Annotated in this window: 14 protein-coding genes; 8 read left to right on the top strand and 6 right to left on the bottom strand. The window is 66.8% G+C overall.

Annotated elements, in window-relative coordinates; all coding sequences use genetic code 11:
- Positions 1 to 67 precede the first annotated feature (67 nt).
- The gene (locus tag MF609_RS07885) at positions 68 to 568 is read right to left on the bottom strand and encodes a prepilin-type N-terminal cleavage/methylation domain-containing protein (RefSeq protein ID WP_336944461.1); all 501 of its coding nucleotides are present in this window, start codon (positions 566 to 568) and stop codon (positions 68 to 70) included.
- 56 nt (positions 569 to 624) lie between these two features.
- Positions 625 to 1,110, bottom strand: coding sequence for a type II secretion system major pseudopilin GspG (gspG, locus tag MF609_RS07880; RefSeq protein ID WP_277991129.1), 486 nt, complete (start codon positions 1,108 to 1,110; stop codon positions 625 to 627).
- A 34-nt stretch (positions 1,111 to 1,144) separates the two neighbouring features.
- On the opposite strand from gspG, the gene gspL reads away from it, so the two are divergent.
- The 5 genes from gspL to glsA all read left to right on the top strand — a co-directional run bounded on the left by gspL (position 1,145) and on the right by glsA (position 6,670).
- The gene (gene gspL / locus MF609_RS07875) at positions 1,145 to 2,230 is read left to right on the top strand and encodes a type II secretion system protein GspL (protein ID WP_242415764.1); all 1,086 of its coding nucleotides are present in this window, start codon (positions 1,145 to 1,147) and stop codon (positions 2,228 to 2,230) included.
- The gene (gene gspM / locus MF609_RS07870) at positions 2,227 to 2,724 is read left to right on the top strand and encodes a type II secretion system protein GspM (RefSeq protein ID WP_242415763.1); all 498 of its coding nucleotides are present in this window, start codon (positions 2,227 to 2,229) and stop codon (positions 2,722 to 2,724) included. Before gspL ends, gspM begins: the two co-directional genes overlap by 4 nt.
- Positions 2,721 to 4,202: a GspE/PulE family protein gene (locus MF609_RS07865; RefSeq protein ID WP_419723071.1), complete on the top strand. Its 1,482-nt coding sequence runs from the start codon at positions 2,721 to 2,723 to the stop codon at positions 4,200 to 4,202. The genes gspM and MF609_RS07865 overlap by 4 nt, the downstream gene beginning before the upstream one ends.
- A 181-nt stretch (positions 4,203 to 4,383) precedes the next feature.
- Complete coding sequence (locus MF609_RS07860) at positions 4,384 to 5,610, top strand: type II secretion system F family protein (protein ID WP_242415762.1); 1,227 nt, start codon at positions 4,384 to 4,386, stop codon at positions 5,608 to 5,610.
- Between the two features lie 142 nt (positions 5,611 to 5,752).
- Positions 5,753 to 6,670 carry a glutaminase A gene (gene glsA, locus MF609_RS07855; RefSeq protein ID WP_242415761.1) on the top strand — a complete coding sequence of 306 codons (918 nt, stop codon included), beginning with the start codon at positions 5,753 to 5,755 and terminating at the stop codon, positions 6,668 to 6,670.
- Between the two features lie 190 nt (positions 6,671 to 6,860).
- On the opposite strand, the gene MF609_RS07850 is transcribed toward glsA, so the two are convergent.
- Positions 6,861 to 8,189: an amidohydrolase gene (locus MF609_RS07850; protein WP_242415760.1), complete on the bottom strand. Its 1,329-nt coding sequence runs from the start codon at positions 8,187 to 8,189 to the stop codon at positions 6,861 to 6,863.
- A gap of 370 nt (positions 8,190 to 8,559) precedes the next feature.
- Here MF609_RS07850 and uvrB point away from each other — a divergent pair, with 370 nt between their 5' ends.
- The 3 genes from uvrB (at position 8,560) to MF609_RS07835 (ending at position 12,022) form a co-directional block, all read left to right on the top strand.
- Positions 8,560 to 10,764 (top strand): excinuclease ABC subunit UvrB, encoded by a 2,205-nt coding sequence (uvrB, locus tag MF609_RS07845; protein WP_242415759.1) that lies wholly within the window; start codon positions 8,560 to 8,562, stop codon positions 10,762 to 10,764.
- Between the two features lie 212 nt (positions 10,765 to 10,976).
- Complete coding sequence (locus MF609_RS07840; RefSeq protein WP_242415758.1) at positions 10,977 to 11,501, top strand: hypothetical protein; 525 nt, start codon at positions 10,977 to 10,979, stop codon at positions 11,499 to 11,501.
- On the top strand, positions 11,501 to 12,022 hold the full coding sequence (locus MF609_RS07835) for a hypothetical protein (RefSeq protein WP_242415757.1): 522 nt from the start codon (positions 11,501 to 11,503) through the stop codon (positions 12,020 to 12,022). Before MF609_RS07840 ends, MF609_RS07835 begins: the two co-directional genes overlap by 1 nt.
- A 477-nt stretch (positions 12,023 to 12,499) precedes the next feature.
- On the opposite strand, the gene MF609_RS07830 is transcribed toward MF609_RS07835, so the two are convergent.
- From MF609_RS07830 to rpoC, 3 genes are all read right to left on the bottom strand, one after another.
- Positions 12,500 to 13,282: a formate/nitrite transporter family protein gene (locus MF609_RS07830; RefSeq protein ID WP_242415756.1), complete on the bottom strand. Its 783-nt coding sequence runs from the start codon at positions 13,280 to 13,282 to the stop codon at positions 12,500 to 12,502.
- Positions 13,283 to 13,339: 57 nt separating this feature from the next.
- Positions 13,340 to 14,413: a DUF5694 domain-containing protein gene (locus tag MF609_RS07825; protein WP_242415755.1), complete on the bottom strand. Its 1,074-nt coding sequence runs from the start codon at positions 14,411 to 14,413 to the stop codon at positions 13,340 to 13,342.
- A gap of 189 nt (positions 14,414 to 14,602) precedes the next feature.
- Positions 14,603 to 18,883 (bottom strand): DNA-directed RNA polymerase subunit beta', encoded by a 4,281-nt coding sequence (gene rpoC, locus MF609_RS07820; protein WP_242415754.1) that lies wholly within the window; start codon positions 18,881 to 18,883, stop codon positions 14,603 to 14,605.
- Positions 18,884 to 18,905: the final 22 nt, after the last annotated feature.

Genomic DNA, 18,905 nt, shown 5'->3' with positions numbered 1-18,905 from the left:
TCGCGTCTGGGGACAGCCCCCTCCACCATGCTGCGCATGGTCCCCCTCCCCGTGCCGGGGAGGATCTTCACTTCGTCACCTTCGTCGCCCGCGCCGTCACGCCGTCATATTGCACCCGCCACGTCTGGTCGCCGCCGGTCACCGTCGCGCCCAGCGGTTGCCCGGTGCCGTCGACGCCCAAAATCACCGGCGGTGCGGTGTCGAGCGCCATGACCATGCCGCCGGGCAGGGTGTGGAACGCCAGCGCATCGTCGGTGATCGGCGTCAGCCCGCGTGGGCCGACCCGGGCGAAGCCATAGCCGTGCGTGTCGGTGGTCAGCGCGATCAGCCGGTCGCCCAGCATCGCATCGTCCGCCGCCGCCTGCAGCCGGACGGCCAGTCGTCGCGCTTCCGTCTCGACATTGGGCGCGCGGGTGGCGGCGCCGATGCCGAGGCTGACCGCTCCCGCCGCCACGCCGACGATGGCAAGGACGATCAGCATCTCGATCAGGGTCATGCCGGACTGGGAATCGTCCGTCGCTCCCGCGCAGGCGGGAGCCCATCGACGCTGACGGTGCGAATCGCTCACAAACGTCGGCGGCAATGGATTCCCGCCTGCGCGGGAATGACGAAGCTGGGCGTGGATCAGCGCGCCGACCCGTCGATATCGGCGTCGAGGCCCTCGCCGCCGGGCTTGCCGTCCTTGCCGAGCGACTTGATCGTGAAGCGCCCACCGGTCGATTCGTAGACATAGGGATTGCCCCACGGGTCCTGCGGCATCTGCGACAGGTAACCATCGGGCGGATAGGCGCCGGGGACCGGTGGCTGGGTCGGTTTTTCGACCAGCGCCTTAAGCCCCTGATTCGTCGTCGGGTAATCGCCATTGTCGAGCCGGTACATTTTGAGGGCACCGGAGATCGACTTGATATCGGTGCCGGCGGTCGTCACCCGCGCCTGATCGGGGCGGTTGATGACGTTGGGCACGATCAACGCGGCGACCAGCGCGATGATCGCCAGCACGACGATCATTTCGACCAATGTTAGGCCGGCCTGGTTGTCAGGGACAGAAACCTTGCGGGCGGCGGGGTTCGCGGCCAAGGTGTCACGAAACTTTCGGAATAAGATGCGCATCCACGCCCCAATGCGTCCACACGATGAAGCCATTGTGACAATCGAACCCGCCCCCGCCGGTCCGGCCGCCGGCGTGTGGGCTGTCGCGGGCGGCGAAGCCATATTAGTCGATGGGACGGTCGCGGCAACAACCTTGCTCGTGCCGTCCGAATCGGTCCTTCTCCTCGCCGTCGATCTGCCGCTGCCCAGCCGGGCCAAAAGGCTGGCGGCATTACCCTTCGCGATCGAGGACCGGATCGCCGATCCGCTGGACGCGGTGCATCTGGCGCTGGGCGATACGGTCGGCGACAAACGCTATCTGGTGGCGGTGGTCCGGCACGGCGTGATGGCCGAATGGATCGCCATCGCCGAAGCCGCCGGGATCGGTACGTCGGCGTTCATACCCGATGCGCTGGTGCTGCCGGTCCCGGTCGAGGGGTGGAGCGTCGAGGTGACGGGCGGCCGCGCGCTGGTCCGCGCCGCCGACGGCACCGGATTTGCGCTGCCATTGCCCATGCTGGTCGCGGCATGGGAGGCGGCGGGGCGGCCCAAGGTGGCGGCGTCGGGCGATCCGCTGCCCGAAGCGATGGCGGGCGACGGCGCGGCCTTTCCACCGGCATCGCTGGCCGACCGGGTGGCGGCGACACCGATCGACCTGCGGCAAGGTGCCTATGCCCGCAGGCGTACGGCGTGGCCCAGCACCACGCGCAAGGTCGCGATGATCCTCGGGATCGCGGCGCTGGCGCATGGCGTGATCGCGGTGGCCGATACGCTGATGCTGCAACGCATTGCCGAGCGGCGCTACGACGCGCTGCAACAGCTGGTCGCGACGACCGCGCCGTCGGTGCCGACCGGGGGCGACGATTTCATGGTGCGGGTCGCCGACCTGCTGCCGCGTCCGACCGGGAGCAACCGGTTCGTGCCCTTGCTGTCGCGGGTCGGCGGGGCACTCAGCCCGATCGGGCCGGTCCTGGTGGTGCGGACGATGAGCTTCGAAGGAAATGCGCTGACGATCGAATGCGAATCGCCCGAGACCGGCATGGCCGACCGGGTGCGTGCGGCATTGTCGGCGGCGGGCGTCGCGGCACAGGTCGTGGCGGCCCCCGGCGGGACTTTGCGCATCGTGGCACGCGGCGCATGATCGTCCTGCTGAAACGCAACGCCCGCATCGAAGCGGCGCTGGGTCGCTTCGACAGCTGGTGGCAGGGGCTGACCACGCGCGAGCGGGTGCTGGTGGGCACGCTGGCGGCGCTGCTGGCCGGGGTGGTGCTGGTATACGGCGTGGTGAAGCCGGTGCAGGCGGCGCGGGCGCTGGCGCGTGCCGATATCCGCCAGGCCGAGACGCTGATGGCGCGGGTCCGTGCCGCCGGGCGGCTGGAGTCCGCGCCGCAGACCATCGCTTCCGGGCCTCCGCAAGCGGTCATCACCTCCATCGCGGCGACTGCCGGGTTGCAGCCGGTCGTGGCGGAGGCGAATGGCGCGATCACCGCGACACTGACCGATGCGCCCTATCCGGCGGTGGTGACGTGGCTCAGTTCGGTCGCGTCGACCAGCACCATCGACGTGCGGCGGGTGACGATGCAGCGGGGCGCTACCTCCGGCCGGGTCAATGCGACCGTGGAGTTCCAGCCGTGACCGACACGTTGCTCCATGCCGAACCGGTGCGCCTGCCCTATGGCTATGCGCGCAAGGGCGGCGTGCTGATCCGGTTGGGCAAGGCGGGCATGGAATGCGTCCACCGCGCCGACGCGACGCTGGACGCGATGCTGGAGGTGCAGCGGGTCGCGCCGGGCATCCCGTTCGTGGCGCTGGACGACGGCGCGTTCGATGCGGCGTTGCAGGCGAGCTATGGCGGTAGCGCCTCGACCGCCGCCGATATCGAACTGGCCGAAACCGATCTCGCGGCGCTGGCCGACAGCGCGGCGGCGGTCGACGACCTGCTCGACGCACGCGACGACTCGCCGGTCATCCGCCTGATCAACGCGCTGCTGCTGGAGGCGATCAAGGAAGGCGCGTCCGACGTCCATGTCGAGACGCAGGAAAAGCGCCTCGTCGTCCGTTTCCGCATCGACGGCGTGCTGCGCGACATCGTCGAGCCGCCGCGCGCGCTGGCCCCTTTGCTGGTCAGCCGGATCAAGGTCATGGCGAAGCTGGACATTGCCGAGCGCCGCACGCCGCAGGACGGGCGGGTGACGCTGCGCATCGGCGGGCACGACGTCGATGCCCGCGTGTCGACCATGCCGACCCAGCATGGCGAACGCGTGGTGCTGCGCCTGCTCGAACGTGGGGGCATGATGCTCGACCTCGCCGGCCTCGGCATGTCGGAACGGGACGAGACGGTGTTCGCGCGGTTGCTCGAACGTCCGCACGGGCTGTTGCTGGTCACCGGACCGACCGGTTCGGGCAAGACGACGACGCTCTACACCGCATTGACCCGGCTCAACGACCGCCGCCGCAACGTGATGACGGTCGAAGACCCGATCGAATACGAGTTGGCGGGAATCGCGCAGACGCAGGTTAATCCGCGTACCGACATGACCTTCGCGCGGGGACTGCGCGCGATCCTGCGGCAGGACCCCGACGTCATCATGGTCGGCGAAATCCGCGATCAGGAAACCGCGCAGACGGCGGTGCGGTCGTCGATGACCGGCCATTTCGTGCTGTCGACGCTGCACACCAATACCGCGATCGGATCGGTCACCCGGCTGATCGACATGGGGGTCGAGCGCTACCTGCTGGCGCCGATGCTGGTCGGGCTGGTCGCGCAGCGGCTGGTACGGCGGTTGTGCGTCGAATGCCGCTGGCAGGACCGCGCGACCGAGGCGGACAGTGTGCTGCTGGGCGGCGCGATCAAGCCGGGCAAGAAATTGTGGCGCAAGGGCGGCTGCGAGGCATGCCACCACGAGGGCTATCGCGGGCGTGCGGGCCTGTACGAGGTCGTGGCGGTCGACGACCGGTTGCAGGCGATGATCCATAACGGTGCGGCCGAGGCCGATCTGGAGCGCGCGGCGCGGGTGGATAATCCGGCGTTGCTGGACGATGGCGTGGCGAAGGTGCGTGCCGGAGTGACCACGGTCGAGGAGGTCGCGCGGGTCGTGCGGGACGAGGGGTGATTTTGCCCTCCTTTTCCTTCAACCCAGAAATTCCGTTTGGTTCGAGTAGCGATCGAGCTTGTCGAGAGCGCGTATCGAGAACGGGGTTCCGCTGGGCAGGCGTTCTCGACGGACGCTTCTCGACAAGCTCGAAGCTGCTCGAACCAAACGGATTTCGGGTGGGGATGGGGCGGGGGCTTCCATGACCGCCTACGCCTATCGCGCAGCTTCCCGCACCGGCGCGACCGTGAAGGGCGTGATCGAGGCCTCTAGCCCGGCCGCCGCCCGCGCGCTCCTCCGCGAACGCGGCGAGCTCCCGCTGTCGGTCGAGGAAGCCGCCGAGAAAGGCCCGAAGCTCGGCAGCATCCATCTCCCCCGGCTGTTCCGGCGGGGCGTGTCGGCCAAGGCGCTGGCGACCATGACCCGCCAGATCGCGACGCTGGTCGGCTCCGATATTTCGATCGAGGAATCGCTGCGGATCGTCGCGGGCCAGGCGGACAATGCCGCGGTCAACGCGCTGCTGCTGGACGTGCGTGCCGCGATCCTCGACGGGCGCAGCTTCGCGCAGGGGCTGGCGCGGCATCCAAAGGCCTTTCCCGAATTCTACCGCGCGTCGGTGGCGGCGGGCGAACAGTCGGGGCGGTTGCCCGACGTCCTCAATCACCTCGCCAATTTCGTCGAGACGCGGCAGGCCAATGGGCAGAAGATGCAGCTGGCGCTGCTGTACCCGGCACTGTTGGCCACCGTCAGCTTCGGCATGATGGTGCTGCTGATGGTCTATGTCGTGCCCGATATCGTCCGCGTGTTCGTGTCGCGCGGGGCGGAGTTGCCGTTCCTCACGCGGGCGCTGATCGCGCTGTCGGCGTTCATCCAGAACTACGGGCTGTATGTCGCGGTCGGCGGGCTGGTGCTGTTCCTAGTCGGGGCGCGGTGGTTGCGGGTGCCGACTAACCGGTTGCGGGTCGACCGGCGGCTGGCGACGCGGGCGCCGTTTCGTCGGTTCAGCCGCCAGCATAATGCTGCGCGTTTCGCCGGCAGCCTCGCGACGCTGGTCGGCAGCGCGGTGCCGCTGGTCGAGGCGCTGCACGCCGCCGCCGCCGTCACCCCCAATCGCTTCGTGCGCGACAAGGCGCTGACCGTCGCGGCGCGGGTGCGCGAAGGGTTGTCGTTGCGCGCGGCGATGGCGGAGGCGGAGATATTTCCGTCGATGCTGGTCGCGATCGTCGCTTCGGGCGAGACGTCGGGTCGGCTGGCCCCCGCGCTCGACCGCGCGTCGGGGGAACTGGAGCGCGAACTCGACGCACTGGTCGCGACACTGGTCGCGCTGGTCGAACCGATGGTCCTGCTGCTGATGGGCGGGCTGGTGCTGATGATGGTGCTGGCGATCCTGCTGCCGATCATCAACCTGAACAATCTGGTCACGATCTAGCGACCGTATCCCCGCGCAGGTGGGGATCCAGGGTCGCAGGCGCTGCCTTCGGTGGCTGTGGACCCCCGCCTCCGTGGGGGTACGGTTCGCCTTTGGCAGGAGCGCATGCTACCCTTCGTCTGTATCGCAACAAGGAAACACTATGACCGACCTCGCCCGCATCGTTGCCGAGGTAACGGAGGAGATCACCGCCAATGCCGCCGAGATTGAGGCGGCGGCGGAGGCGGGCCTCGCCTATTCGCCCGACTGGTTCGGCATGACGGTCGCGACCGCCGACGGGCAGGTGCATCATGGCGGCTATTCGCATATCCGCTTCCCGATCCAGAGCATTTCGAAGGTCTTCGCGCTCGAACTGGCGCTGGAGGCGTGCGGCGACAAGGTGTTCAAGCGGGTGGGGCGGGAACCCTCGGGCGATCCGTTCAATTCGATCGTCGACCTCGAACGCAACAAGGGCGTGCCGCGCAACCCGTTCATCAACGCCGGCGCGCTGGTCGTGTGCGACATATTGGTCGAGCATAAGGGCGACGATGCATCGGCGCGGGCGGTGGTCGAGTTCGTGCGGGCGCAGGCGGGGCTGAGCGAGGTCATCCTGAACGACGACGTGCTGGAAAGCGGGCGCAAGGGCGGCGACCTGAACCGCGCGATGATGAGCTTTGCCAAGCATCACGGCAATCTGCACAGCGATATCGACGAGGTGATGGAAGCCTATGTCCATCAATGCGCGATCGAGTTGAGCGCCCAGTCGCTGGCGAAGGCCGGGCTGTTCCTGACCCGCACCGCGCGGACCGGCGATGCCGAGGACGACAAACGGGCGAAGCGGACGCGGCGCTTGCTGTCGCTGATGACGACCAGCGGCCAATATGACGGTTCGGGCGACTTTGCGTATCGGGTGGGCTTGCCGGCCAAGAGCGGGGTGGGTGGCGGTATCCTCGCCATCGTGCCGCAGGTCGCGTCGATCGCGGTGTGGTCGAACAATCTCGACAAGCAGGGGAATTCGATTCTGGGGGTCCGGGCGCTGGAGTTGCTGGCGGACAAGGCGGATTGGTCGGTGTTCGGGTAGAGGGGCTTTCCGCCTCCCTTACCCTCCCGTCCCGCCCCCAACCCCACACCCCGTTTGCTTCGAGCGCAGGTTCGAGCCTGTCGAGAACCGTAGTCGAGAAGGGGGTGCCCCAAAGTCAGGGTTCTCGACAGACGCTTCTCGACTTCGCTCGAAGCTGCTCGAACCAAACGGGGTGGGTGAGGAGAGGGCGTCACCCCGCCTTTTGCGGCCCCAGCAAATCCAGCACCGCTGCGGTCATCGCGATCGTGCCGGTCACAATCGCCGGCTCCGGCGCGATCTTGAACAGTGGCGAATGGTGCGATGGGATCGCAGGCCCGCCATTCTTCGCCGCGACGATGTCCGCCATCGGGGTGCCGCCGACCGCGAAATAATATCCCTTCACCTTGGAATCCGGCTGGACCAGATAGGCGAAGTCCTCCGCGCCCATGCCGGTTTGTTCGAACGGCACGACATTCTTCGCCCCCAGCGTCGTCGCCATCACGGCGTTCAGGCGACGGGCGAGCGGGCCGTCGTTGATCGTGGTCGGCGTGCCCTCGATCACTTTCGCGGTCGGCATCCTGTCGGCCGGCATCCCGTTCAGCGTGCCGATGCCGGTGGTCACGCGCTGGATGCCGTCGAGCAGCTGCTTGCGCGTCGCTTCGTCATTGGCGCGGACGGTTACCTGCAGCTTCGCCATGTCGCTGATGATATTGTGTTTCAGCCCGGCGTGGAACGAGCCGACGGTGATGACGCCGGGGGCGAGCGGCTGGCGTTCGCGGCTGATAAGTCCCTGCAGCGCGATCACCAGCTGCGACGCCATATAGATTGGGTCCTTGCCGGCATGCGGGCTGGCGCCGTGTGCGCCGATGCCCGGCACGTCGATGTCGACCGAGTCCGACGACGAATATTGGATGCCCTCCGACGCGGATACCATGCCGGCGGGCAGCCCGGCGGCGACGTGGAAGGCCAAGGCATAGTCGGGCTTGGGGAAACGGCTGTAGAGACCGTCGGCGACCATCGCTTTCGCGCCGCCGACGCGTTCCTCGGCGGGCTGGACGATGAAGACGATCGTTCCCTTCCAGCGGTCCTTCAGCGCCGCCAGCCGGCGGGCGGTGCCGACCATCGACGTGATGTGCGTGTCATGGCCGCAGGCGTGCATTACCGGTGCCTCGACCCCGTCGACGCCGACCTGCCGCACCTTGCTGGCATTGGCCAGGCCCGATTTCTCCTCGACCGGCAGGCCGTCCATGTCGGCGCGGACCAGTACGGTCGGACCTGCCCCGTTCTTCAGCACGCCGACCACGCCGGTGCCGCCGACGCCGGTGGTGACCTGCATTCCCTGCACCTTGCGCAACTCGGTCGCCATGCGATCGGCGGTCTTCACCTCCTTGAACGACAGTTCCGGATTGCGATGGAACCAGTCCCACATGCTCCCCAGCGACGCGCTGTAGTCCGCGCGGACGGCGGGTGCCCAATCGGGTTCGGCGATGGCGGGCGTGGCGGCCAGCAGGCAGGCGGCGGTGGCGATCAGTGTGCGCATGTCATGGGTCCCCTTTGGGGGCCAAGCTATCGGGTTCGGGGCGGGTGTCGAGGGGGATTTGGTTTACGCGAAGGCGCGGGGACGCGGAGGAGGTCCGTGCGCAGGAGCGTCACTCTACCCCTCAGGCCCCCGGATCCCGTCATGCCAGCGAAGGCTGGCATCTCCCGCGACGAGGCGCGCGCTCTACTACCGGGAGACCCCAGCCTTCGCTAGGGTGACGTTTGTGGCCGATTCGGGTGTTGGTCGGTCACGCAACCGCTCCGCGCCTCCGCGCGAGCCAATTCCTTCTTCTTCGCGAACTTGGCGTGAATCACGAATCCGCCCGCTCCGAATGTTGCCGTCCCGTTCCGCGTCACCCATATTCCGACGCATGGCGATCATGATCCGCACCGACCTGTCCGAACCGGAAACCGGGCAGACCTTCATCCCCCACCGCCCGGCGCGTCCGGCGAAGGTGGATGCGGGAAAACGCTTCGTCATCAAGTCCGACTATGAACCCGCCGGCGACCAGCCGACCGCGATTGCCGAACTGGTCGCGGCAGCCAAGGCGGGGGAGAAGGATCAGGTGCTGCTGGGCGTCACCGGCTCGGGCAAGACCTTCACCATGGCCAAGACGATCGAGGAGCTGCAGCGCCCCGCGCTGATCCTCGCGCCCAACAAGATTCTCGCCGCGCAGCTCTACGGGGAAATGAAGTCGTTCTTTCCTGACAATGCCGTCGAATATTTCGTCAGCTATTACGACTATTATCAGCCCGAAGCCTATGTGCCGCGGTCGGACACCTATATCGAGAAGGAAAGCTCGACCAACGAGGCGATCGACCGGATGCGGCATTCGGCTACCCGGTCGCTGCTCGAGCGCGATGACGTCATCATCGTCGCGTCGGTGTCGTGCCTCTACGGTATCGGATCGGTCGAAACCTATTCGGCGATGATCTTCGATTTGAAGAAGGGCGATGTCGTCGACCAGCGCGAGATCGTGCGCAAGCTGGTCGCGCTGCAGTACAAGCGCAACGATGCCGCGTTCCAGCGCGGCAATTTCCGCGTCCGCGGCGACAGCCTCGAACTCTTCCCGTCGCATTACGAGGACAGCGCGTGGCGGATCACCTTTTTCGGGGACGATATCGAGGAGATCACCGAGTTCGACCCGCTGACGGGCAAGAAGATCGCGAATCTCAACTCGATCCGCGTCTATGCGAACTCGCACTATGTGACGCCGGGGCCGACGCTGAAACAGGCGGGCGAGGCGATCAAGCATGAGCTGGCCGAGCGGCTCAAGGAACTGGTGATGGAGGGCAAGCTGCTGGAGGCACAGCGGCTGGAGCAACGCACCAATTTCGACTTGGAAATGATCGCCGCCACCGGTTCGTGTGCGGGGATCGAGAATTACAGCCGCTTCCTGACCGGTCGCCTGCCCGGCGAACCGCCGCCCACGCTGTTCGAATATCTGCCCGAAAACGCACTGCTGTTCGTCGACGAAAGCCACCAGACGATCGGCCAGATCAACGGCATGTCGCGCGGCGACCATCGGCGCAAGATCACGCTGGCCGAGTATGGCTTTCGCCTGCCCAGCGCGATCGACAACCGGCCGCTGCGCTTCAACGAATGGGACGCGATGCGGCCGCAGACGGTGTGCGTGTCCGCGACGCCGGGCACTTGGGAGATGGAGCAGACCGGCGGCGTGTTCAGCGAACAGGTCATCCGCCCGACGGGGCTGATCGATCCGCCGATCACGATCCGGCCGGTCGAGGAACAGGTCGACGACCTGATCCATGAGGCGAAGGAGACGGCGAAGAACGGCTATCGCACGCTGGTCACCACGCTGACCAAGCGCATGGCCGAGGATCTGACCGAGTTCATGCACGAAGCCGGCCTCAAGGTCCGCTACATGCACTCGGACGTCGAGACGCTGGAGCGGATCGAACTGATCCGGGACCTGCGCATGGGGGTGTACGACGTGCTGGTCGGCATCAACCTGTTGCGCGAAGGGTTGGACATTCCCGAATGCGGGCTGGTCGCGATCCTCGACGCCGACAAGGAAGGGTTCCTCCGCTCCGAAACCTCGCTGATCCAGACGATCGGCCGCGCGGCGCGCAACGTCGACGGGCGGGTGATCCTCTATGCCGACCGGATGACCGGCAGCATGGAGCGCGCCATCGCTGAAACCGACCGCCGCCGCGAAAAGCAGCGCGCCTATAACGAGGCGCACGGCATCACCCCGACGACGATCAAGCGCCAGATCGGCGACATCATCGCCGACGTCGCCTCGCGCGATCAGGTGACCGTCGAGATCGACGAGGACGGACCGCGCCACATGGTCGGCCACAACCTGCGCTCGTACATCGAAAGCCTCGAAAAGCAGATGCGCGAGGCGGCGGCGAATCTGGAGTTCGAAACCGCCGGGCGGCTGCGCGACGAGATCCGGTCGCTGGAGAATGAGGAACTTGGCCTGCCGGCGAGCGAGCACAAGGCACCGATCATGGGCCGGTCGAACGAGGGCAAGCCGGGGACGCGCAAGACGCGCTATGGCAAGCAGAAGGCGATGCGGATGGCCGGCGGCGGCGGGCGCGGGCGGTAGCGGGCCATTTCGCCAATCCTGCCGCCGTAGGATTGGACCGACTTTCGTCATCCCGGCGAAGGCCGGGATCCATTTTGTCGGATGCGGTCGGCTCCATCGCGACGGCACCCCATCCGTGGATTCCGGCTTCCGCCGGAATGACGGGGGGTGATGGAAGGCATTTGGCCCCGTCCCCGGTTGAGGCTACCGTCCGCATCGCCCATAAGGGCGCCATGCGTATTCTGTTCCCCCTCGCCGCCGTCGTCCTGCTGGCCGGGTGCGTACCGCCCGGTGCGCCGCCCGCGACCGAAGAGGTGCCGGCCCCCGTCCAGCCGCCGGCGCCGGTCCGCCCGACACCGGTGGCACCGGTTGCCGACTGGCGCGACCTGCCGCGCACGCCGGGGGACTGGCAATATCGTGGCCTGGGCGGCGGATCGATGGCGACCTATGGTGCGCGCGGCGCTGCGCCGGTGGCGACGCTGACCTGTGACCGCGCCGCCGGACAAGTCACGATGACCTTCGCCACCCCGCGGCCGACCGCCGGCGGCGTTACCATCCGTACGACCAGCACGCAGAGGACGCTGAACGTTCAGCCGCTGGCCGGCGGGGTCGGCGTTTCGCTTGCCGCCAGCGACCGGCTGCTGGATGCGATCGGGTTCAGCCGGGGGCGGTTCGTGGTCGAGGGCGCTCCGGTCGGCCGGCTGGTCCTGCCCGCCTGGGCCGAAGTGCTGCGCGTGACAGAGGATTGTCGCCGCTGATGCGGGGGCGGGTGCCGGTCGTGCTGCTGGCGTTGGCGAGCTGTTCGAGCGAACCGCCGCCACCCGCTCCGGTGCCAACGGCCAGTCCTGCACCATCGCCAACCCCGGCGCCGTCGCCCCGCCCGCGAAAGCCCGGACAGTTGCCGACGCCCGAACTTGACGGAGCGGTGCCGCTGGCCGGTAGCTGGTCGGCAACGCGCGACGCCGCGCGCTACACCGCCGACGGGCGGATTGCCTTTGCCCTTCGGTGCGACCGCCCGGCCCGCCGCATCCTGGTGTCGCGCGACGTGGCGGACGGGGCGACGATCGCGTTGTTCACCGACGATGCCGCCGCGACCTTCCCGGCGCAGGTGGTCGATGGCGCGCTGGAAACGCCGGTAACGACCGGACAGACGTTTCTCGACGCGCTGATGCGGGCGGATGTTATCGGGGTGGCGGCGGGCAAGGGGCCGATCCTGCGCATTCCGGGCGATCCCGCCATCGGCAGGGTGGTGCGCGGCTGCCGACCGGCGGGGCGCTGATTCCCCGCGGTCAGGGGCGCGAAGTATGGCCGGAACCGTACGGATTACAAGTCTTGTACGTGATCGCCGGATGCCCCACGTTGCGGGTGCGCACCGGTCGGTGCGTAACGGCTTTAACTAGCGAAAGGAGGTGATCCGATGTCTCATGGTTCAGCAATGGGGTCGGTTCAGTTCGTTCGGGAGACGCGCCGCTAACGTCCCGTGCCGCGTGCGGGGGGTATCCTCCCCCAGTCAACGCCGTGGCCGGGAATAGAGCGGCTCGCATGGTCTCCCGGGCTGGAGCTTCCGGCCGCTGACCATGCTTGAGGTCGTCGGGCGTCGAGAGACCCCGGCGGCCTCTTTCATATTCGGGGATGTCTGGTTTGCCCTGCTTCCCGCAAATGACGCCTCAGCGCAGGCTGGGTTATAAGGCGGTTCCTGTTCCGTGCTTTCACAGGAAGACCAGTCTTCGCCAAGACGACGCTTCGATCGCGCGCGCTACTGTGCCTTCGTCAGCACCCGGTGCCCCGCTGCCAAGGTGATCGCGACCAGCGACCCGCCGACGATGTTCCCCGCCGTCACCAGCAGCAGATTGCCGAGCAGCGGCCCGAACGGCACCGCCGCCGGGTCCAGTCCCCAGGCGACCGGCAGCAGCGTCATGTTCGCGACCGAATGCTCGAACCCCGCCGCCACGAACAGCGTCACCGGGCCGATCACGGCGGCGATCTTGCCCGCGACGGTCTTGGCCCCCGTCGCCATCCAGACCGCGAGGCATACCAGCATATTGGCAAGCACGCCGGAGGCGAACAGTTCGATCCAGTCCTTGGCCAGCTTCGTATCGGCGGTCTTCAGCGCCGCCTGTTCCACCGCGCCGCCCACCGCATGGGGTGCGCCCGAGGCGACGAAGAGGGCGGCAATGACCAGGCTGCCGACCAGATTGGCACCCCACACGATGCTCCAGTCGCGCAGCGTCTCGCCGATGCCCAGCCGATGCTGGGCGGCGGGCAGGACCAGCATCGTGTTGCCGGTGAACAACTGCGTGCCCGTCACCATTACCAGCATCAGCCCGACCGAAAAGGCGACGCCCGACAGCAATTGCGTACCGCCGCCCGGCGTCATCCCCGCCTGCGCCACCAGATAACCGATCGCGCCGAACCCTATCTGTGCGCCCGCCGCGATGCCCAGCAGGACCATCGCGCCGACCGGCGGGCGGGTCTTGGCCAGCATGGCGTCGTCGACGCTGTCGGCCAGCGTATCGGCGGTTACGTCGTCCTGCGCCATGGCATGTCCTCCCTTGTTGTGCAGGAGAGAACGATCGGCCGCGCCGCCGGCTCCGGTTCAGCGCAGCAGCGGCATCACGTCGACCACATGGACATCGTGCATCTGGTGCAGATAGGCGTCCAGATAGGGCTTGTGCGACGCGCCGACTACGACCAATGCGCGCTGCCCCGGCCGTTCGCCCAGCATGTCGCGGATGTTCGCCGCCATCCGCAGATTGCGGGTTTCCCAATAGGCGACATATTGCCGGCCGAACCGCTGCGGTGAAGGCTCCTCCAATGCCGCGCCGAAGTCGCTGGCATAGACGATCGCCGCCATGTCCGGCGCATTGAAGGCGCGATACATCGTCAGGATGCCGGGACCGGTTGCAAGGTCGCGCTGGGCCGCTCCGTCCCGCACGCGCCGTTTCGCCCCGGCGGGATTGTCCCACGCCTTCTGGATCGCCGCGCCGTACGGGGCTTCGTCCGCCTTCGCCATCATCCGGTCGGCGCTGTGGTCGTCCATCGCATAGACGCGCTCCAGTCCCAGTCGAGCGGCGAGGCGTGCGGCGATCATCAGGCTTTCGTCATGCCGCGTTGCCAGCTTGGTCAGGCGTTCGACCAGCGTGGTGTCCAGCCCGTCGCCAGCGCGGCGTTCGGCGGGGGGCAAGCGCAGCCACTGGACGAGCGCGGACGCCTGTTCTCCTCCTGCCAGGAAGGTGGCGGCCAATCGCCTGCGCTGCGCGGCGGAAGGGGTGGCGGGCCAGTCCGCGAGGATCTTCGCGAAGGCGGCGTTGGCCGTTGGAACGTCCAGCCCGGTCGCGGCGCGCGCGGCGGCGGTGTCGGCGCAATAGGAGTCGATGGTGTCGGCGTAGCGATAGGGATAGCGGCGCAGTTCGTCGCACTGGGCGCCGGACAGACTCTCGATCGCAATGGCCTGCGGCTTCCACGCGGCGAGCCTGTCGAGCAGCGGGGCGAGCGCCTCAGGACGGAAGCCGTCGGGCAGTTGCGACAAATGGGGCGAACCAAGCACGGCGACCTCGTTCGGCGGGCCGGTTCGCGGACCCTTGTGCGCCGACGGGTCGGAGGGCGGGTGGTAGGTCTGGGCGGTTGCCGGCGCGGCGAGCAGCAGGAGCGCGAACAGGATGCGGTGCATGGGTCCCCCTTGGTTCGCGGCAGGGTAGGGCGGACGCGCGGGCGAGGGAAGGTGGCTCGGAACCATCGTCATCCGGGTCTAGCCGGAGGCGACGTGGTGGAGAGGGCGGTGCGTTGCTCTACCCCCAAAACGAAACCGCCGCCCGGTTGCCCGGACGGCGGCTCGTTCAACTCACGAAGACCCGAACGATCAGTCGTTCAGATACTCGCCCGCATCGGCGTCGGTGCCGGTGCCCGAGGGCACGACATCGGCCAGCGGATCGTTGGCACCCTGACCGTCGCGGGCTGAACGGGCCAGCTCGGCGGCATGTTCTTCCTCGGCCGAGTTCGGCGCGATGAAGCCCTGCAGCGCCCGCTGCTGGGCACGGAGCGCCGCATCGCGCGACGATGCCGCGACCCGCAGGCGGTTCATGCCGGCACCGGTGCCCGCCGGGATCAGGCGGCCGACGATGACGTTTTCCTTCAGACCGTTCAGACTGTCGATCTTGCCCTGCACCGACGCTTCGGTGAGGACGCGGGTCGTTTCCTGGAACGATGCGGCCGAGATGAAGCTGCGGGTCTGCAGCGACGCCTTGGTGATGCCGAGCAGCACCGGCTTGCCCTGCGCCGGGGCCTGACCCGGTTCGAGCTTCGCATTGGCTTCGTCCATCTCGTCACGGTCGAGCTGTTCGCCGGCCAGCAGGGTGGTGTCGCCACCGTCGGTGATCTCGACCTTCTGCAGCATCTGACGAACGATCGTCTCGATGTGCTTGTCGTTGATCTTCACGCCCTGCAGTCGATAGACGCCCTGGATTTCGCTGACCAGATACTCGGCCAGCGGCTCGATGCCGAGCGTTTCCAGAATGTCGTGCGGGTTCGGCGAACCACCGATCAGGTTGTCGCCGCGCTTGACATAGTCGCCTTCCTGAACGTCGATCACCTTCGACTTCGGGATCAGATACTCGACGACCTCGCCGCCATCCTCGGGCTGGATGCCGATCTTGCGCTTCGCCTTGTAATCCTTGCCGAACACGACGCGGCCCGAGACCTTGGCGATGATCGCCGCTTCCTTCGGGATGCGCGCCTCGAACAGCTCGGCGACGCGCGGCAGACCGCCGGTGATGTCGCGGGTCTTGGCCGATTCACGGGCGACACGGGCGAGAACGTCACCCGCCTGCACCTGTGCGCCGTCCTCGACCGACAGCACCGCGCCCGGCGCCAGCATGTAGCGCGCAGCCTCGCCCGAATTCGCGTCGAGCAGGGTCATACGCGGACGCAGATCCTCCTTCGACTTCGACGTGGCGCGATATTCGATGATCTCGCGCTGGGCGATACCGGTCGCTTCGTCAACGCGCTCGGTGACCGTCTTGTTCTCGATCAGGTCGATGAACTTCACGGTACCGGCGGTTTCGGTGATAACCGGCGCGGTGAACGGGTCCCATTCCGCCATGCGGTCGCCCTGCGAGACGATGTGACCATCGTCGAACAGCACATACGCGCCGTACGGGATGCGGTGGACCGACAGGTCGCGGCCGTCCATGTCGACGATCGCGATCTCACCCGAACGGCTGAGCACCACGCGGCGGCCACGCTGATCCTCGATCAGGCGCAGGTCGCGGAACTCGACCGTGCCGTCTACCGGCGCTTCGAGGTTCGACTGTTCGTTCAGCTGCGCCGCACCACCGATGTGGAAGGTACGCATGGTCAGCTGCGTGCCCGGCTCACCGATCGACTGCGCCGCGATGACGCCGACCGCTTCGCCGATGTTCACCGGCGTACCACGGGCGAGGTCACGGCCGTAGCAGGTGCCGCAGACGCCGACCTTGGCTTCGCAGACCAGCGGGCTGCGGATCTTCATCGCCTGAAGGCCCATCGCCTCGATCTTGGCGACCATGGCTTCGTCGAGCAGCGTTCCGGTCGGGAACACCACTTCGCCGGTCTTCGGATCGACCACGTCCTCTGCCGTGGTGCGGCCAAGGATGCGCTCGCCCAGCGACGCGATGGTCGCGCCGCCTTCGATGATCGAGCGCATTTCCAGCGCGCGCTGGGTACCGCAATCGTCCATGATGACGACGCAGTCCTGCGACACGTCGACCAGACGGCGGGTCAGGTAGCCCGAGTTCGCCGTCTTGAGCGCCGTATCCGCGAGGCCCTTGCGAGCGCCGTGGGTCGAGTTGAAGTACTCAAGGACGGTCAGGCCTTCCTTGAAGTTCGAGATGATCGGCGTTTCGATGATCTCGCCCGACGGCTTGGCCATCAGCCCGCGCATGCCGGCCAGCTGCTTGATCTGCGCCTGCGAACCGCGGGCACCCGAGTGGGCCATCATGTAGATCGAGTTGATCGGCTTCTCGCGGCCCTGCATCGGACCTTCCTCGTAGCGGCGAACCGCCTTGATTTCGTCCATCATGCTGGTCGCGACCTGATCGCCGCAACGGCTCCAGGCGTCGATCACCTTGTTGTACTTCTCCTGCTGCGTGATCAGGCCGTCCTGATACTGCTGCTCGAAGTCCTTCACCTGGTCGCGAGTCTCGTCGACCAGCTTGTCCTTGTCCGGCGCGATCAGCATGTCGTCCTTGCCGAACGAGATGCCGGCACGGAACGCGTGACGGAAGCCAAGTGCCATGATCGCGTCGGCGAACAGGACGGTCTCCTTCTGCCCGGTGTGGCGATACACCTCGTCGATGACGTCGCCGACGTCCTTCTTGGTCAGCAGGCGGTTGACCGTGTCGAACGGCACCTTGTGCGACTTCGGCAGGCATTCGCCCAGCAACATACGACCCGGGGTGGTCTCATAGCGCTTGAGATACTGCTGACCATTCTCATCGGTCTGCGGAACGCGGCTGACGATCTTGGTGTGCAGCGTTACGGCACCGGCGTGGAGTGCCTGATGCACCTCCGCCATGTCGCCCAGCAGCATCCCTTCGCCCGGCTCGTTCGTCTTTTCCATCGACAGATAGTAGAGACCCAGCACCATGTCCTGCGACGGCACGATGATCGGCTTGCCGTTGGCGGGCGACAGGATGTTGTTCGTCGACATCATCAGGACGCGCGCTTCCAGCTGCGCTTCGAGCGACAGCGGAACGTGGACGGCCATCTGGTCGCCATCGAAGTCGGCGTTGAACGCCGAGCAGACCAGCGGGTGCAGCTGGATCGCCTTGCCCTCGATCAGCACCGGCTCGAACGCCTGGATGCCCAGACGGTGGAGCGTCGGCGCGCGGTTCAGCATGACCGGATGCTCGCGGATCACCTCGTCGAGGATGTCCCAGACTTCCTTGCGCTCCTTCTCGACCCACTTCTTGGCCTGCTTCAGGGTCATCGACAGACCCTTGGCGTCCAGACGGGCGTAGATGAACGGCTTGAACAGCTCGAGCGCCATCTTCTTCGGCAGGCCGCACTGGTGCAGCTTGAGTTCCGGACCGGTCACGATGACCGAACGACCCGAATAGTCGACGCGCTTGCCGAGCAGGTTCTGGCGGAAGCGGCCCTGCTTGCCCTTCAGCATGTCGGACAGCGACTTGAGCGGACGCTTGTTGGCACCGGTGATCGTGCGGCCGCGACGGCCGTTGTCGAACAGCGCGTCGACCGCTTCCTGCAACATGCGCTTTTCGTTGCGGACGATGATGTCCGGCGCGCGCAGTTCCATCAGCCGCTTCAGGCGGTTGTTGCGGTTGATAACGCGGCGGTACAGGTCGTTCAGATCCGACGTCGCGAAGCGACCGCCGTCCAGCGGCACCAGCGGGCGCAGTTCGGGCGGAATGACCGGCACGACGTCGAGGATCATCCATTCGGGACGGTTGCCCGATTCGAGGAAGCTCTCGACGACCTTCAGCCGCTTGATGATCTTCTTGGGCTTCAGTTCCGACTTGGTCACGGCCAGCTCTTCGAGCAGGTCGCGCTTCTCGCCCTCGAGGTCGAGGTCGATCAGCATCTGCTTGACCGCTTCGGCGCCGATCCCGGCCGAGAACGCGTCCTCGCCATACTGGTCCTGCGCGTCGAGCAGTTCGTCCTCGGTGAGGAGCTGATACTTTTCGAGGGCGGTCAGGCCCGGCTCGATCACGATATAGGATTCGAAGTACAGCACGCGCTCGAGCTGCTTGAGCTGCATGTCGAGCAGCAGGCCGATGCGCGACGGCAGCGACTTCAGGAACCAGATATGCGCGACGGGGGCGGCGAGTTCGATATGGCCCATACGCTCACGGCGAACCTTCGACACCGTGACTTCGACACCGCACTTTTCGCAGACGATGCCCTTGTACTTCATGCGCTTGTACTTGCCGCACAGGCATTCGTAATCCTTGATCGGACCGAAGATGCGCGCGCAGAACAGGCCGTCACGCTCGGGCTTGAACGTGCGATAGTTGATCGTTTCGGGCTTCTTGATTTCGCCGAACGACCACGAGCGGATACGCTCCGGCGAGGCGATGCCGATCTGGATCTGGTCGAAGGTCTCCGGCTTGGCCACCGGGTTCGCGAAATTGGTCAGTTCGTTCATGATCTTACCTCATAGCCCTCTC

Source organism: Sphingomonas panni, assembly GCF_022664435.1.
GTDB lineage: Bacteria > Pseudomonadota > Alphaproteobacteria > Sphingomonadales > Sphingomonadaceae > Sphingomonas > Sphingomonas panni.
This window is presented reverse-complemented; position numbering and strand designations above follow the sequence as displayed.